Here is a 15,040-nt window from a genome sequence, read left to right on the forward strand (position 1 = left end):
GAAGAAGTGAGGATGAAGCATGACGCTTGAAACAGAAAGACTAATTCTGCGCCGCTGGGAAGAAAGCGATGCGGAGGATTTATACAAATACGCCAGCAATCCTGATGTGGGACCGATTGCAGGATGGGCTGTTCATGCGAGTGTGGATAATAGAAGAGAGATTATAAAAAGGGTACTTTCTGCGCCAGAAACATATGCTGTGGTTCTGAAGGAAATAGGACATCCTGTTGGCAGCATAGGATTAATGCTCGGCAAGGCAAGTAATATCGGTATTCCTGATACGGAGGGTGAAATCGGATATTGGATTGGTGTTACATATTGGGGACAGGCCTTATCCCGAAGGCAGTTCGTGAGATAATGCGATATGGCTTTGAAGAACTGAAGATCGAAAAATTATGGTGCGGGTACTTTGACGGAAACGAGAAATCAAAGCGTGTGCAAGAAAAATGTGGATTTCATTACCATCACACTTCAGAGAATGTTCCTTGCGCATTGGAGGGCGTTCTACGAACAGAGCATATAACCTGTTTGACGAAAGAAGAATGGTTGGAGAAGAGATGATGCTTTTAATGCTTTATTTTCTGTTATCATAGGTATTGACGGAGTGAGCTATATAGATTATGCTATATATAGCATAAAGGAGAGACGATTTGTTCAGTGTGGATTTTTATCGAGAAGAAGATGGAAGCAAACCGGTCGGTGATTTTATCCGAACACTTGACGTGAAGATGAAAGCCAAGGTCGTATCTGACTTGCATCGGTTAGAGATGCTGGGAAATGAAGCCAGATCTCCGCTGAGCAAGTTCCTTGAAGATGATATTTTTGAACTCCGCACGATACTGGGAAACAATATCGTGAGAATTCTGTACTTCTTTGATGAAGATGAGATCATTATTGCGACGAATGGTTTTGTCAAGAAACAGCAGAAAACGCCGCGGAGTGAGATTCTGCTGGCAAAGCAGAGGAGAACGATTTACTTGAAAAGGAAGGAGGGCAGACGATGAGTGATTTACAGGAATTGACCAATGAACTCATGCAGGATGCTGCGTTCAGAAGGGAATATGAAGCTCTTCAGCCGGAGAGAGACATCACGATGTCTTTGATTCGTGCGAGAAAGGAAGCGGGTCTGACACAGGCTGAGTTGTCTGAGAAAACCGGAATCAGCCAGGCAGATATCAGTAGACTGGAAAACGGGACACGGAATCCAAGCCTTGCGTTGCTTAATCGTATTGCGGAAGCGGTCAATTCGACGCTGAGAATAGAGTTTGTCCCGAATAAGCGGCTGGCAAAATAATGCGTTGAGCAGGCCTTGATAATCATCCAGATCCGAAGATACATCCGGCTGACCGAGCTGATACCAGAACTCCTACAGCTGGTGGATGAAGAGAAGATGGGATTGAGATCAGCAGTAGAAATCTCCTATCTTGGCCATCTGCAGCATGACGTTTACGAATGTATGGAAAAAGATCAATGCATACCGACGCAGTCGCAGGCGATGCGGATGCGAAAGCTGCATGCAGGAAATCAGCTGAACAGAGCGAAGATCATTGAAATTCTGGAAGAAAGAAAACCAAATCAGGTTCCGAGAATCATCCTTCATGGAGAACGCTTCTGGAATATTATGCCGGAACACCTTCACAAGCAGGAGTATGAGGAGTATATCGCCGAGGCTATCGAACACTATAATCACTCCAGATTGCAACAGAGTCTGGCAAAGGCTGGCGATTAACAGACCATCACACAATTGCCTGCCGGGATGAAAGCCTTTATCCTGTGAAAAACAATTACAGAAATAGCAGATGAAGATATGAGGTGTCAGTCATGAGAAAGAAGATAAAGATTGGATTTACAGATGATGAAATAAGGATCATCGTCAGAAGTCTTGTAGAACTCAGAAACGAACTTCTTCGTGAAGGAAGGTATACCGATGCGGTGGATGAACTCCTGCTGAAATTCATGTAGACCATCATATTACAGTAATATCGAAGAACTGAATATACCGACACAGAGCCGCTTGCATTATGATTACAGGGTATGCAGGCGGCTTTTTGCATTTCTGCAGGCTGATACACCGTTACATTGTCCGGTTCACAACGGAGCTGGGCAGGTATATCAGCCGGAAAGGCAGGAAAGTTTCACAATTACTCTTTGAATAACACGATGCTCATCGCAATGCAGCGCCCGGACGCAACGCTGGTATCGGTTATGCAGCATGGCAGAAGAATCACGGCAGAACTGTCTGTAAAGGTGAGCGGGAGATCAGGATTCTGGCACCGTGCAAATACAAAGTCGAAGTCGAAAGCGGGAATGCCGGCGAGGAACCGAAAAGAGTGGAACGTCTCGGGTTCAGGATCGCTTATGTATTTGACATCAGCCAGACTGAAGGCAAAGACCTCCCTGATCTTGGCATGAACGAGCTGTCCGGAGATGTAAAAGGATATCGAAAACTGTTCAATGCATTGAGTAGCATCTGTCCGGTTCCGATGCAGTTCGAGGAGATAGAAGGCGGTGCAAAAGGCTATTATAACGATGCCGAAAAGCGCATCGCCATCAGGGAAGGGATGAGCCAGGCGCAGACCATCAAAACGATGCTCCATGAGATGAGCCACCAGAAACTGCATGCGAAAGAAGCACTGGACCCCGATCATCCCATCGACCGCAGAACCAAGGAAGTTGAGGCCGAAAGCATCGCCTACACAGTATGCTGCAGGTACGGACTTGACACTTCCGATTACAGCTTCGGATATGTTGCCGGCTGGTCTTCCGGAAGAGACACAAAGGAACTGAATCCTTCACGTCATCGACGCAGGTGGCACTGATCAGATGGCTTCTTAAGCCGGAGAAACGAATCCGGATCAACGAACTGATGAAAAACCTTGGCTACACGACCATGACAGAATCCCGTGTGGCTAAGCAGCTTGGAGCTACTGACTGCTTTGTTATCGAAAAAGATGGAACTGCCAACGTTCTTGCTGCAAAGTATACGGCAAAAGAAACCTTTCTTAGATTGAAGGAATATATGATGTCGCCGGTTGAAACGGCGGGTTATATTGATCTTCCTACAGATTTGGATGTCACAATAGCAGGGACAGAAGCTTTGTCTGAGAGAACCATGGTGAATCCGGGCAGGATCCATACCTATGCGGTGTATGGCATGAAACGAAAGGCGCTGCGCAGCGAGCTTGTGGATCCTGCAAGACAGGCATATGTGGAAATATGGAAGTATGATCCGAAAAAGCTGCTGCAGAATGATGGATACGCAGATCCGGTTTCGATTGCATTAAGCCTTGAAAATACTAAAGATGAGAGAATCGAAGCTGCAGTAGATGAAATGCTTGAACAGATCTGGAGGTAGATATGGTACGCGGATTTCAGAGTTTCAAAGAGTGGTTCCTCGGATATGAGGATCAATATACCGTTATAGGCGGCGTTGCCTGCGATCTTCTGATGGAGAATGCAGGACAGGAATTCGGAGCAACCAAGGATCTTGATATGGTCCTAATGGTAGAGGCCCTTACCCCTGGTTTTGTCAGCAAGTTCTGGGAATATATCCGGGAAGCAGGGTATGAACACCAAAACAAGAGCACTGGGAATGTGCAGTTTTATCGTTTTACAAATCCAAAAGACAGATCATGGCTGTATATGATAGAGCTGTTCTCCAGAAAACCTGATGAAGTATTCCTGTCAGGAGAGCCGGTTTTGACACCGATACCTGTTGAAGAAGAAATATCGAGCCTTTCTGCGATCCTGCTCGATGAGACCTATTATGCCTTCCTCAGTGATGGAAGAATAGTTATAGACGGAGTGCCGGTGCTGGAGGTTAAGCATCTGATCCCATTTAAGGCGAAAGCATATATAGATAATGTTATGCGTAAAGAAAACGGAGGGCAGATTGACAGCAAGAATATCAGGAAACATAAAAATGATGTCTTCCGACTATTGTTGATGTTGTCTGATAATGAAACTGAACTGCTGCTGCCGGAAGCCATCAGAAAAGATATGCTGTTATTCGTGAGCATGATGACTGATGAACAGGTAGATGTGAAGGCGCTCGGAGGAGGCCGTCTTACAAAAAAACCTGCTTGTCAGATTTAAAAATACTTATGGACTCTCAGATTAGTCAGCAATTCTTTTCGATGTTAATTTGCGTTGCTTGAAGAATGGCAGATGTTCCTTTACCTTGAAAACAGAGGAAAGGAAGGTGATTGATAGTGATGCTCAATCAAAATATTAAAACAATCAGAAAGAATAAAGGTTACACACAGGAAGACCTTGCCAACCGGCTGCATGTGACGCGGCAGACAATTTCAAAATGGGAGAAGGGGTATTCCGTACCGGATGCTGATATGCTTTCCAGACTTGCAGATGAGCTGGAGGTCTCAGCCAGTGAACTTCTTGGCGGTGAAGCGATAACAGCTGAAAAGAGTGATGCGGTGGTAGAGCAGCTGTCAAGGATCAATGAGCAGCTTAGCATAAGAAACCGCCGGGCCAAACGCATCTGGAAGACAATAATCATAGCGGCTGTCATAATATTCATTGTTATACCTTTAGCCGTTACCGTTCCCGGTTTAATATTGTATTCTTCGCATACAGGTGAATCAACCGGGATCGGGATAACTGAGTGGAACATATCAGTGGATGGAAAAAACTACGAATATGAGATCAGATACGACAAAAACTACAATATAGAATCCCGTTCAAGCGAAGGAGATCCTGTGATTGATGAAGGGCTGAACCTTGACTCTTATCATGATGCAAATAAAGTTAAGAAGGCGATTGAATCGTACGTTGAAGACAAGTGCGGAACATTTACAAGTGAGACAAAGGGGAGGGAACTGAAGGAATAGAGAAGAGGCATTCTGCACGTGCAAATAGTGATCAGAACTGATATTGCGGAGGTCATTCCGGCTTCCGCTTTTCAATATTAAAGGGATTTCTGTGCAGAAATTGCTTTTAAGTGCATAAAAATTATTGATGCAAAACGATTCTTGCTTTATAAAATCCCGAAAAACATCTATCATTAATGATGAGGTAATTGATATGACGTTGGGTAAAAAGATTACAAAAATCCGAAAAAAACATGGGATGAATCAACAGCAGTTTGCTGAAAAGTTCCATGTTACGCGGCAAACTGTTTCGAACTGGGAAAATGATAAAACTATCCGGACATATCTGTCTTGAAAATGATCAGCGATGAATATGATCTGTCTTTCGACTTCTTGCTTAAAGAAGATGAATCTTTTATCAAGAATGTTGATGATACAAAGAAGAAGCTGACTGTTTTCCGGAAGGTTCTTTTGCTATCTCTTATTATCCTTGCGACTGTAATAGTCGGTTTCTTTGTGCTTTTGCATGCCGCATTTCAACCGACACCAGATGGAAAAAGATTAACAGCGATACCACGATTAGAATGTTGATAGACTTGCCGGAAGCAACGCCGTCGAGGGCTATTACTTATACCACAGACATGAAAAGCGATAACAGTGGATATACGAGAGAGATAGAAAAGTATGAGAAAAAAACAAGAGGCGGCGTTGAAGGAGACATACCGGGCATAATTCTGAAGAACGATCCGGTAATAAGAATCCATTTTCAGGATCAGAATTATAACGATATAGCTCCAGAGCAAATCGTAAACGTTGATGCTGATATCACCAATATAATCAGCGATAGCCAAAATAAAAAGCACGCCGATCTGAAATATGATTATAGAGATGGTTATCTCGTAATAGGTCCGGGGCAAATCGATTATGCGATGGAAGACGAGTCAGGGGAGATATGGAGTGACGTTTCTATCGTAGTGGTGTACGTGTCTGCAGGGAGAGAATATACAAGCGTTACAACACTGACGGTACTTGATAAATGATATTGGATCACAGCTTGATATTACATGGCGGAGGTCATTACGGCTTCCGCTTTTTCGTAAACGTCAAATCGTACGCCTAGGCAAGCAGCCGCAAATCTGAGATACTCTGGAAAACTCACAAAACTACAAGTTTTTCAAAGGAGCTTCCTGTATGATTCAAATATAGGGATTCGACAGAAAGCAGGTGAAAGAAAAGATACCTCAATGTAATATAAGGTTTGCTGACCCACCACAGTTAGCGAAACCATTACAAGACAGAGAGACGACATATGCTGCCAGCTTCTGGATCACACCTTCTTTGCGAGCGGAGAAATGGACCGCATCAATGAACACGATCGGATATACTGCTGACAGCGGGCGGTTCTGCCATTCCTCGATCTTAGGAAGCAGTTTGTCTGTAATATCAGATACCATGCCTTCACTGATTTCAAAGCCATAGATATCTTCGATCGTTTCTGAAATCTGACGTGTTGTCATGCCTTTCGCATAGAGTGGGGGGGTACAAACTTTTGGACCAGATCACACATAAGGTACGCGATCAGCACTGGCTGAGGGTTATCCAGGAATGCAAAGCCAGCGGACTGACCCGCAGAGAATGGTGCCAGCAGAACGGAATCAGCACCAAGACATTTTATTATCACCAGAGAAAACGAGCCTATGAAATAATCTCTGTAAAAATGAATACTTAATCGTATTATCCAGGTCTTCTATGATAAAATCAAATTTATAGGAGGCCTTTGATTATGGCAAACAAAAAGCGAAATGTCTACAAACCGAAACCCATGACAGAAAACAAAAGAAATATCATCCAGGGACTGTTTGAAGAGTACGATATCGAAACAGCGGATGATATTCAGGACGCCCTGAAAGATCTGCTGTCCGGAACGATCCAGGAAATGCTGGAAGCTGAAATGGACAACCACCTTGGCTACGAAAAGTATGAGCGTTCTTCCGAACCAAATGATCGAAACGGAACAAAGTCCAAAGGCGTCCGCAGTAAATATGGTGAGTTTGAGGTAGATGTCCCACAGGACCGGCAAAGCACCTTTTCCCCTAAAGTCCTTCCGAAACGTAAAAAAGATATTTCGTCAATCGATGAAAAAATCATATCCATGTACGCAAAGGGAATGTCCACACGTCAGATTTCGGATACGATCGAAGACATTTATGGCTTCGAGGTGAGTGAAGGCATGGTCTCTGATATTACCGACAAGTTGCTGCCCAAAATTGAAGAATGGCAGAACCGGCCGCTCTCCGCAGTATATCCGATCGTTTTTATTGATGCGGTTCATTTTTCTGTTCGTGATGACGGCGTGATACGAAAACTTGCTGCCTATGTTGTCTTGGGAATCAATGATGAAGGCAAAAAAGAAATCCTAACGATTGTGATTGGCGAAAATGAAAGCAGCAAATACTGGCTGAGTGTATTAAATAGCTTAAAAAACCGTGGGATACAGGATATCTTGATCCTTTGTTCCGATGGTCTGACGGGAATTAAGGATGCCATCAGCACTGCCTTTCCTCAAACAGAACAGCAGCGCTGTATTGTCCATATGGTGCGTAATACGTTGAAATATGTCGCGAACAAGGACATGAAAGCATTTGCCAAGGACCTAAAGACGATTTATACAGCTGCGGATGAAAAGGCCGCGCTGGAGCAGGTTGACCGCGTAACAGAAAAATGGTCCGGTCAGTATCCCCATGCCATGAACCGCTGGCATGAAAACTGGGATGCGATTTCGCCTATTTTTAAATTTTCGAAAGACGTGCGGATGGCTTTCTATACGACAAATGCGATCGAATCCTTAAATTCGTCGTTCCGCCGACTGAACCGGCAGCGCAGCGTTTTCCCGAGTTCCCAAGCCTTGCTAAAAGCTTTATATTTATCATCCTTCGAAATATGCAAAAAATGGACGATGCCGATCCGGAACTGGGGCAGAGTCCGCGGAGAATTATCGATCATGTATCCGGAACGGATGCCTGAATAACAAAAATCCGTTGGCAGGTAAAGGTTGAAATGCACGCCTGACGGAGTCGGGTGCCCTTGACATGCCTGTGGATTTCTGTTAGATAGTAACCAAGGGCTGAACAGCAGGTTCTGCCGTCCAGCCCTCAATAATTATCATAGAAAATCTTATTTACAGAGAATTATTCACACGCCCGAGAAAACTGAGACAAGAAGCATATTTCCAAAAAGAAGAAAAAATTTCCTGCGGAAAGTTTCCGGCCCTGCAGAACTTAGAGTTTGCAGAGATCGCTCTTCCCACGTCTGCGCCGACTGGCGATCATTCAGAAAATCGTGGTGAGGCATTTCAACCGGATGCTGTCATTCGAAAAGATGCCTTAACTATTGAAATTTCAAATCATACTTCCAAAACAGTTTTAGAGTTTATTCGGGCGGTGATTACACATGCTCCATGAACTTCCCTCGATCAAAAAAATCTATATCGCATGTGGGAAGACAGATTTAAGAAAGGGCATTGACGGACTTGCAACGATCGTGAAAGAACATTTTCAATTAGATCCTTTTCAAAAAAACATTCTTTTTCTCTTTTGCGGTGGGCGCATGGATCGGTTTAAAGGACTGGTCTGGGAAGGCGATGGATTTCTCCTGCTTTATAAGTAAACGTCAAATCATCCGCCACCGCCCAAAGTAAGGCAGCTGACCATCTGTCAGATGCTTTTCTTATGGCATCTTTCCGGAAGGCTGTCCGACCATGGCAGCAGTGGATCCAGATCATCCGGATCTATCGTTCCATCTTCATCTGCCAGCTCCGGCAGTTTCTCCAGCAGATCATCCAGGTAATAATAAATGTTCAACTGGTTCCGTTTCGCTGTCTCTACAATCGAGTAGATCACTGCGCTGGCGTCTGCGCCTTTCACGGAATTGATTATTACCCAGTTCTTCCTGCCGATTGTAAATGGACGGATAGCTCTTTCAGATGCTGAATTGTCCATCGGGACATTTCCATCTGTCAGGAAGACCCGCAGATATTTCTCCTGCTTCAAGCAGTATTGAATTCCGTCTCCGGCTTTCCCTCCCGGAAGGACCTCCGTCCCTGACTGCAGTTCTTTCAGCCACGCAAAGAAGTCGTCAACGAGCGGTCCGATCTGTTTCTTACGTTCGCTGAGTCTTTCTTCTGCACTGAGGCTTCCCAGTGTGTTTTCTATGTCATACATCTTCGCGGTCCGCTTCAGAGCCTGCCCTGCAATTGTACCAGCCGCACCTGCTTTGTCATTCTTCTTCAGCGCTTTGACGGCATCTGCAAAGAACCTTCTGCCATGCACCCAGCAGTTCGCATTTGTAAATCCCGGGATCAGCTTCTCCAGCATGTGGTACTGCTGCAGGCCGTCTGTCTCGACAACGCCATGATAGTCTCCAAGGAATGCCTGCGGATATTTGTGGTCCCGTCCCCTGCAGTACTGATAAAGGACGATCTGCCGGTCCCTGCTGAACTGTCCCGACCGGTACACCCACATGAAGTTCTTGTGTCCGGCGGAACTTTTCCTGTCAGCCGGATCAGAAGGATCCTTGTCATGGATCACCTGGCAGGTGGTTTCATCCGCCTGTATCACCGGCAGCTTTAAGAGTTCTTCCTTCAGCCTTTCCCATACAGGTGTCAGATATTTCTGCGAAACACTTATCGTCCAGTTGCCATTGTCTGCCGGGATATCTTTATCCCGTTGGCTCTGAACTGCTGCTCCATCCGGTACAGCGGCATTGCGTTGGTGTACTTGCCATTCAGGATTGCCGCTTCAAGGGAATGGGTGACTACCGAGTTACGCAGCAGGTCTTTCGGACGATCAGCCCTCAAGAATTCATCCTGTCTGTCGCCGTCTGTTCCGACTTCCACATCCACTTCATGGTCTTCCACGGTATATCTGGCAGGTTCGCATCTTACCCGGATATATCTGTCGGATTTCATCCTCCGCCAGCACCCCGCACCGAAGAAGGCATCCAGCTGTTCATCTGTCAGGACATGGTGATGAGGTTCCTGCGGAAGGTCTTTGAAGTCCTCCTCACGCTGGCCTTTCTTACGCTTTTTTCTGACAGAGAGAACGACTTCATCTCCGGACGGTTCTTCTGCTTCGGGATTACTGAGTGCTTCTGCTTCGTTGAACAGTGACATCTGTCCCTCGATCTGGTCAAGCTTCTCTGTCTTCCTGCCGAAGCGGTGCGCACTGGCAAGCCTGATCTGCTCCGTAAGAGCTTCCATGTTTTTATTGAGCATTTCCATCTGGTCCTGCAGTGAGACATATATGGATATGATCTGCTCTTTGCTGAATCCTTCCAGCTGTTCGGGTGAAAGCTTTTCCATAGAGAACCGTCCTTTCTGGTAATTATTATACGGAAAAGTACGGTTTCAGGCCACTTCCCTGAAGAACAGTATTCGTCATAATGCCTATGGATATATGCTGTTGTAAGCGTATCTGGGAGCCTGTATCTGCAGGTTTCTCTGGTGCTTCCGGAGCATCAGGAAGGCCTCATGCGTTACCTCAGTGCCTTACCGGAACAGTCTGATTCAGCCGTAATACGCTGAAATGTCTGCCATTTCAGGCTCTGAAATTTCTCTGTTCTGCACAAAAATTTATGTTACTCCCCGGGGATGAACCTCCCGGATTTTCGGCTTTATCGGATTCAGTCCCAGCATCAGCATCTGGTACTGTTCACGGCTGATCTCCTTTGCCTCCTCCGGCGTCCTCGGCCAGGAGAAGGATCCCTGTTCCAGCCTCTTGTACAGAAGCAGGAATCCTGTCCCTTCCCAGAGAAGGCCCTTGATCCGGTCACACCGTTTGCCGCAGAAGAGAAACAGCACATCCTTCTGGAACGGGTTCAGGTCAAATGTTGTCCCGACGATCTGTGCCAGTCCGTCAATCCCTTTCCTCAGGTCCGTATAGCCACAGGCGATATAGATTTTCTTTACACCGGCCGCCTCAGCAAGCAGGATCCACCGCCTTTATGATGCCGGCAATCAGTTCTTCTGAAGCGCTGTTGGAAAGCGCAACAGCTACGGAACCGATGCGGATGACTGCGTCAGGCCGGAACTCCTGTACAGAGTCCTCGGGAGATGGTTCCTTCTGGACAGGAATCTCTGCGAACACCATTTCAGTGCGCTGATCCGAAACCGCTTTATCCGGAAGGCTCCGGCGTTTCATTTCTTCATATGCTTCAGAGCGGATTCTTCTCTGCCAGTAGTAATACTGTTTTTCACTGATTCCGTTTTCCTTCATCCAGTCCTTTGCCGTCATACCTTCCGGTCTGGACTGGCACTGGGCGACCACCTCCTTCCAGTGGGCAAGTCTTACTTCATGTGTTGATTGATCCATCTCTGAGTCCTCCTCTGAAAAACCTGTAGTTTTGTGAGTTTTCCAGAGTATCTCAGAAATCCAGCCGCCTGACTAGGCGTGCGATTTGACGTTTACTTTCAATTGCCTACATTATTGAGTTTTCAAGATTCAATACACCTTTTGGTGTGGGAAGTTTTAGTTACTTAATCATAAAAATTATTTTAATCTTACAGCCTATCGTAAAATCTACTGTAAACATCCAGAAAGGGAGAAAAAGGTAGGTATATCAAGCTTGATATTGCTTATCCCTGTTATTATCAAATATCATAAATAAATTCTGTACCAAGGATACAAACGGGAAAATCTATGATAGTGTTAAGATGGATGCTCGTTGGTATGGAGCAGAATAAATATAATTGTGAATATTCTGAGATGCAGGGATACTGGCAATACGCCGATATTCCTGTTCGATTCTGCAGTTATTGCTAATCAGTTTTATTGAATTTACACAAAACGAACTAATGTTCGGAAACACACTTGACGAATGAACAAATGTTCCATATAATTGAATCATCGCTACCGAAGTGCTAAACAAATAACCGCAGCGGCTGATTGATTTCCCTTTTGCCGCAGGCGATTCTGAATGCACCAATGAGCATATGATGCAGTGTGATCCGGGGAAGTCTAAATGACCGGGAGCCAGCATAGAAGTGAAGAAGCGGCGGAGGAGAACACGCAAGGAAATGGTGGGCATGTTCCGTTTCGATGTTCTGAAATCGGACCATCCACATTTTGTCAGTTGTTTCCGCTTTATATTTTTCACTTGAATACTTTTGTTAGCTTACAAGCTAACAAGTAATAGATATAGAAAGGTGCAGCGTTGGAAAAGATAACATTTGGAGAGTTTATTCGTAAGAAACGATTGGAACAGTCCATTACACTCCGAAGAATGGCCGATCAGCTGGATGTATCCGCACCATTTCTTTCTGATGTTGAAAAAGGACGGAGGAATCCGCTGGATCTGGATAAGATGAATCAGCTGGCGGATTTTCTTCATATGAACAGTCAAGAGCGAGATACTATGTACGATCTTGCTGGGCGTGACCGGGATACGATCGCGCCGGATTTGCCGGAATACATCAAAGACCGAGGGTATGTGACAGCAGCGCTCCGGTCGCTCCGGGATCTTGATGCCGGTGAGAAAGAATGGCAGGAGTTTGTGGACGAACTGAAGCGAAGGAAAGGATAAAATCGTGTACCCTTTAAAGTGCTGGATGAAACCAAGCGGTTTGCCGGTGCTGAGTCGAAAACAGATCGATCAGCTGGGGGAGGAGATCCTCCGGGATTTTGCGCCGGACTTACTGAACAGACCGGGCGCACTGGATATTGAGTTGTTCGTGGAGTCCTATCTGGGAATGGAGTTGGATTTTCAATATCTGTCTAATAACGGGATCTACCTGGGAATGACTATATTCGATGAGACCAGCAGGCTTCCAGTCTATGATCCGGAAAAACAGCAGGCGAAATATTTTTCCGTAAAAGGAAGTACTGTGCTGATTGACCGGTCTTTAATCGGGCCGCGGAAAAACGAAGGGCGATACCGGTTTACTGTCGGCCATGAAGCGGCTCATGCGCTGCTTCACCGGGAATATTATCGACGGATGAAGCATTACCGGCAGGAACATCCGAATGCGGAAATTTCGCACCTGCCGCCCTGCAGAGCAGGCGCCTATCTGAAGCCGGAACAGCGGAATTTCCAGACAGATCACGACTGGTTGGAATGGCAGGCAGACACCCTGGCTTCCGCATTACTGATGCCGAAAAGCATGGTATCCAAAGAGGTTTGTGACTTTGAATCGTATGATTGGTCAGATCGGTCTTGTGTGGATCATCTGGCGGAAGTGTTTCAGGTTTCCCGGGCTGCGGTAAAATGTCGAGTCGAACAGCTGAACCTCCATCCGGGATTTACCGAAATTCCGGAAGAGTGGGATGAACCAACGAGACAAAAAGCAGAAGAAAAAGCGAAGCGGGAAGCAAGACTGAAGGAAATCAGCCGATTCTGCAATAAATATGGATACGGAGATGGCAGCCTGGTAAGAGCTTATCTTGGTGATTATTACTATTAGATACTGCAGTAAATGTATGACAGAAGAAGGCAGATATGAAAGAATACGATTACACGATTACGTGTCCGAAATGCGGTACGGTTCTGCTGAAGACATCTGTGACGGATTCTCAGATCCGATGCCCAAAATGCAGGCGCTTTTTTGATATCCGTCTGATGGACGGAATTATTCGGATTCAGGAAATCGGTGAAAAAACAAAATCAAAAGCAGAAGTTTCATGATTCGCTGATGGAATCAGCGTTTCTTGAAAATAAACTGTGATCCGGGAACAGATGAATGGATCACAGAGGAAGAAAAACAGAATATCATGAGATTTTCGGAAGAACAGCCGGATCGAATGACTGCAGAAGAAAACAGCATTCTGCAGAAGAAGTTCCCAGGGGCGTCGCCGGAAATCAGGAGTTTGTGATGAGTTGGATTTGACGAAGCGGACAAACACCACATCTTGAAAATGTGGTGTGCAGGAAGCGGGAATCATCAGGAGCCGGGCAAAACGTAAAGCATAACAGGAAAAGTTTATGCACTCGTTTTGTCCGGCTCCTTTTTTGTTCGCTTCACGGTACCACGAAGTGTAATGACGAAAGAAGTGGAACGGAGAGGCAGCGTGGAGATTTATGACTGACTGTTTAAAAGGATCCGGCTCAGGTACATATAGGTGCAATGATCTGCGCCAGACATTCGAAAGCGTCACCTGTTTTCAGACAATTGGCAGTTTAGACAAGGGCGGCTGTTTTGTGAATGAAGCATAACAAGAGGAAGGGGCACATGCTTTTTACCCTGAAATCTTTTATATCACAAATTGTACATTGAAAATTTCATATGCATTCATCAGAAACATCCCTGTGCGGGCGGCAGATGCCGCCAGCCACAGAAACACACCGGTGAGAAGCTTCCCCCAGGTTTTACGAGAAATATGAGAAGCAAAAAACGCTCATCCGGATTGGTTTCAGATGCCGGGATTGCATCCGGCATGGCCATGAAACGCGCAGGTATAATGGTACTTCTGTCCAGCCACAGCCTGAACCGGAAGCACTGTCGGATCACGGCAGCGCAGGCCGGCCGCACGCAATGGGGGCAGCTCGGAAGAATTTCGGAGGGGTTAGAGTCCCATGGAGCTGATTGCAGTCAGCCTTCTGATGTATTCCCGGAAAACAAAGGTTTTCCAGCCGGGGGAGTCAGGGACAAATACGGCACAACTTATCGAACAATAGACCGGGCGGGGACTACTGCCCGGATACATAGCCGGTTTGAAAAAACAGAGGCGTGTTTTCGATGACCGGCTTGGCAGAGCAGACAAAACAGCAAACAGATGTGTTTATGCCTGCTCTGAAAATCAGTCTATGAATGAAGAACAATCGAAAGGAGAAGCAGAAGAAATGAAGAAAAACTGGATCTATCAACGCGGTGATGTGTATCTCGTGAATCTTAGCCCGTTCGTTGGTTCGGAACAAGGCGGGAAGCGGCCGGTAGTTGTCCTTCAGAACAATGCCGGAAATTTCTTTTCCAATACGCTGATCATCGCTCCGATGACAAGCAGAAACAAGCGTAACCTTCCAACCCACTGCAATGTGCAGGTGTCCCATATGGAGGGGGAATCCACGGTGGAACTGGAACAGATCCGCACCATCGACAAGGCAAGAATCATTTCTTACATCGGAAAAGTGAAGCCGGAGCAGATGTCGGAGATCGAAGAGCGGATCCGGGTCAGTCTGCATATGGAGATTCCGGTGTGTGAAACCGCATGCTGAACAAAAAGGAG

The 15,040-nt window shown here is 45.9% G+C and carries 20 protein-coding genes and 2 pseudogenes; 17 read left to right on the forward strand and 5 right to left on the reverse strand.

All coding sequences use genetic code 11. From position 1 onward, the window contains the following. Window positions 1-19: 19 nt before the first annotated feature. The 11 genes and pseudogenes from CXIVA_RS06430 to CXIVA_RS06480 all read left to right on the forward strand — a co-directional run bounded on the left by CXIVA_RS06430 (window position 20) and on the right by CXIVA_RS06480 (window position 5,866). Window positions 20-561 (forward strand): annotated as a pseudogene (locus CXIVA_RS06430) (GNAT family N-acetyltransferase). A gap of 98 nt (window positions 562-659) precedes the next feature. Further along, window positions 660-1,004 (forward strand): type II toxin-antitoxin system RelE/ParE family toxin, encoded by a 345-nt coding sequence (locus tag CXIVA_RS06435; protein WP_041728611.1) that lies wholly within the window; start codon window positions 660-662, stop codon window positions 1,002-1,004. Further along, complete coding sequence (locus tag CXIVA_RS06440; protein ID WP_013977196.1) at window positions 1,001-1,294, forward strand: helix-turn-helix transcriptional regulator; 294 nt, start codon at window positions 1,001-1,003, stop codon at window positions 1,292-1,294. Before CXIVA_RS06435 ends, CXIVA_RS06440 begins: the two co-directional genes overlap by 4 nt. Window positions 1,295-1,396: 102 nt before the next feature. Beyond that, on the forward strand, window positions 1,397-1,729 hold the full coding sequence (locus CXIVA_RS06445) for a hypothetical protein (RefSeq protein ID WP_148267792.1): 333 nt from the start codon (window positions 1,397-1,399) through the stop codon (window positions 1,727-1,729). 92 nt (window positions 1,730-1,821) lie between these two features. After that, window positions 1,822-1,962 carry a hypothetical protein gene (locus CXIVA_RS14180; protein WP_013977198.1) on the forward strand — a complete coding sequence of 47 codons (141 nt, stop codon included), beginning with the start codon at window positions 1,822-1,824 and terminating at the stop codon, window positions 1,960-1,962. A gap of 368 nt (window positions 1,963-2,330) precedes the next feature. Beyond that, window positions 2,331-2,819, forward strand: a complete 489-nt coding sequence (locus tag CXIVA_RS06450; protein ID WP_013977199.1) for a DUF6782 family putative metallopeptidase — start codon at window positions 2,331-2,333, stop codon at window positions 2,817-2,819. After that, the gene (locus tag CXIVA_RS06455; RefSeq protein WP_013977200.1) at window positions 2,810-3,355 is read left to right on the forward strand and encodes a hypothetical protein; all 546 of its coding nucleotides are present in this window, start codon (window positions 2,810-2,812) and stop codon (window positions 3,353-3,355) included. The genes CXIVA_RS06450 and CXIVA_RS06455 overlap by 10 nt, the downstream gene beginning before the upstream one ends. Window positions 3,356-3,357: 2 nt before the next feature. Next, entirely contained in the window at window positions 3,358-4,095 is a 738-nt protein-coding gene (locus tag CXIVA_RS06460) for a hypothetical protein (protein WP_013977201.1), read from the forward strand. 119 nt (window positions 4,096-4,214) lie between these two features. Beyond that, complete coding sequence (locus CXIVA_RS13650) at window positions 4,215-4,847, forward strand: helix-turn-helix transcriptional regulator (protein WP_070097172.1); 633 nt, start codon at window positions 4,215-4,217, stop codon at window positions 4,845-4,847. Window positions 4,848-5,177: 330 nt separating this feature from the next. Next, window positions 5,178-5,417 (forward strand): hypothetical protein, encoded by a 240-nt coding sequence (locus CXIVA_RS14335; RefSeq protein WP_148267794.1) that lies wholly within the window; start codon window positions 5,178-5,180, stop codon window positions 5,415-5,417. A gap of 5 nt (window positions 5,418-5,422) precedes the next feature. Next, complete coding sequence (locus CXIVA_RS06480; RefSeq protein WP_013977204.1) at window positions 5,423-5,866, forward strand: hypothetical protein; 444 nt, start codon at window positions 5,423-5,425, stop codon at window positions 5,864-5,866. A 261-nt stretch (window positions 5,867-6,127) separates the two neighbouring features. Here CXIVA_RS06480 and CXIVA_RS06485 read toward each other — a convergent pair. Further along, window positions 6,128-6,358 (reverse strand): annotated as a pseudogene (locus CXIVA_RS06485) (transposase); the annotation flags it as partial. Between the two features lie 17 nt (window positions 6,359-6,375). Between CXIVA_RS06485 and CXIVA_RS06490 the strand changes: the two are divergent. Together CXIVA_RS06490 and CXIVA_RS06495 are read left to right on the forward strand one after the other, a co-directional pair. Further along, window positions 6,376-6,555 (forward strand): hypothetical protein, encoded by a 180-nt coding sequence (locus tag CXIVA_RS06490; RefSeq protein ID WP_013977206.1) that lies wholly within the window; start codon window positions 6,376-6,378, stop codon window positions 6,553-6,555. 54 nt (window positions 6,556-6,609) lie between these two features. Further along, window positions 6,610-7,854: an IS256 family transposase gene (locus tag CXIVA_RS06495; protein ID WP_013977187.1), complete on the forward strand. Its 1,245-nt coding sequence runs from the start codon at window positions 6,610-6,612 to the stop codon at window positions 7,852-7,854. Between the two features lie 685 nt (window positions 7,855-8,539). Here the strand turns inward: CXIVA_RS06495 and CXIVA_RS14535 are convergent. From CXIVA_RS14535 to CXIVA_RS06520, 4 genes are all read right to left on the reverse strand, one after another. After that, a complete protein-coding gene (locus CXIVA_RS14535; RefSeq protein ID WP_347475644.1) occupies window positions 8,540-9,538 on the reverse strand; it encodes an IS66 family transposase in 999 nt (332 codons plus the stop codon). Further along, window positions 9,508-10,185 (reverse strand): transposase, encoded by a 678-nt coding sequence (locus CXIVA_RS14540; protein WP_013977209.1) that lies wholly within the window; start codon window positions 10,183-10,185, stop codon window positions 9,508-9,510. Before CXIVA_RS14540 ends, CXIVA_RS14535 begins: the two co-directional genes overlap by 31 nt. A gap of 270 nt (window positions 10,186-10,455) precedes the next feature. Further along, the gene (gene tnpB / locus CXIVA_RS06515) at window positions 10,456-10,815 is read right to left on the reverse strand and encodes an IS66 family insertion sequence element accessory protein TnpB (protein ID WP_148267795.1); all 360 of its coding nucleotides are present in this window, start codon (window positions 10,813-10,815) and stop codon (window positions 10,456-10,458) included. Next, the gene (locus CXIVA_RS06520; protein WP_013977211.1) at window positions 10,802-11,194 is read right to left on the reverse strand and encodes a hypothetical protein; all 393 of its coding nucleotides are present in this window, start codon (window positions 11,192-11,194) and stop codon (window positions 10,802-10,804) included. Before CXIVA_RS06520 ends, tnpB begins: the two co-directional genes overlap by 14 nt. An 841-nt stretch (window positions 11,195-12,035) precedes the next feature. Between CXIVA_RS06520 and CXIVA_RS06525 the strand changes: the two genes are divergently transcribed. The 4 genes from CXIVA_RS06525 to CXIVA_RS06540 all read left to right on the forward strand — a co-directional run bounded on the left by CXIVA_RS06525 (window position 12,036) and on the right by CXIVA_RS06540 (window position 15,029). Further along, window positions 12,036-12,404 carry a helix-turn-helix transcriptional regulator gene (locus CXIVA_RS06525; RefSeq protein WP_013977213.1) on the forward strand — a complete coding sequence of 123 codons (369 nt, stop codon included), beginning with the start codon at window positions 12,036-12,038 and terminating at the stop codon, window positions 12,402-12,404. 4 nt (window positions 12,405-12,408) lie between these two features. Then, window positions 12,409-13,281, forward strand: coding sequence for an ImmA/IrrE family metallo-endopeptidase (locus CXIVA_RS06530; RefSeq protein WP_013977214.1), 873 nt, complete (start codon window positions 12,409-12,411; stop codon window positions 13,279-13,281). Window positions 13,282-13,316: 35 nt separating this feature from the next. Then, window positions 13,317-13,502: an NAD-dependent DNA ligase gene (locus CXIVA_RS06535; RefSeq protein ID WP_013977215.1), complete on the forward strand. Its 186-nt coding sequence runs from the start codon at window positions 13,317-13,319 to the stop codon at window positions 13,500-13,502. Window positions 13,503-14,657: 1,155 nt separating this feature from the next. Beyond that, the gene (locus CXIVA_RS06540) at window positions 14,658-15,029 is read left to right on the forward strand and encodes a type II toxin-antitoxin system PemK/MazF family toxin (RefSeq protein ID WP_013977216.1); all 372 of its coding nucleotides are present in this window, start codon (window positions 14,658-14,660) and stop codon (window positions 15,027-15,029) included. Window positions 15,030-15,040 lie beyond the last annotated feature (11 nt).

The sequence above is a fragment of the Clostridium sp. SY8519 genome, assembly GCF_000270305.1.
Taxonomy (GTDB): Bacteria; Bacillota; Clostridia; order Lachnospirales; family Lachnospiraceae; genus SY8519.

Bases quoted from the DNA above. Each gene is read 5' to 3' on its own strand.
- CXIVA_RS06440 (WP_013977196.1), top strand. From the start codon at position 1,001: ATGAGTGATTTACAGGAATTGACCAATGAACTCATGCAGGATGCTGCG.
- CXIVA_RS14180 (WP_013977198.1), top strand. From the start codon at position 1,822: ATGAGAAAGAAGATAAAGATTGGATTTACAGATGATGAAATAAGGATC.
- CXIVA_RS06460 (WP_013977201.1), top strand. From the start codon at position 3,358: ATGGTACGCGGATTTCAGAGTTTCAAAGAGTGGTTCCTCGGATATGAG.
- CXIVA_RS13650 (WP_070097172.1), top strand. From the start codon at position 4,215: ATGCTCAATCAAAATATTAAAACAATCAGAAAGAATAAAGGTTACACA.
- CXIVA_RS06495 (WP_013977187.1), top strand. From the start codon at position 6,610: ATGGCAAACAAAAAGCGAAATGTCTACAAACCGAAACCCATGACAGAA.
- CXIVA_RS14540 (WP_013977209.1), bottom strand. From the start codon at position 10,185: ATGGAAAAGCTTTCACCCGAACAGCTGGAAGGATTCAGCAAAGAGCAG.
- CXIVA_RS06520 (WP_013977211.1), bottom strand. From the start codon at position 11,194: ATGGATCAATCAACACATGAAGTAAGACTTGCCCACTGGAAGGAGGTG.
- CXIVA_RS06535 (WP_013977215.1), top strand. From the start codon at position 13,317: ATGAAAGAATACGATTACACGATTACGTGTCCGAAATGCGGTACGGTT.
- CXIVA_RS06540 (WP_013977216.1), top strand. From the start codon at position 14,658: ATGAAGAAAAACTGGATCTATCAACGCGGTGATGTGTATCTCGTGAAT.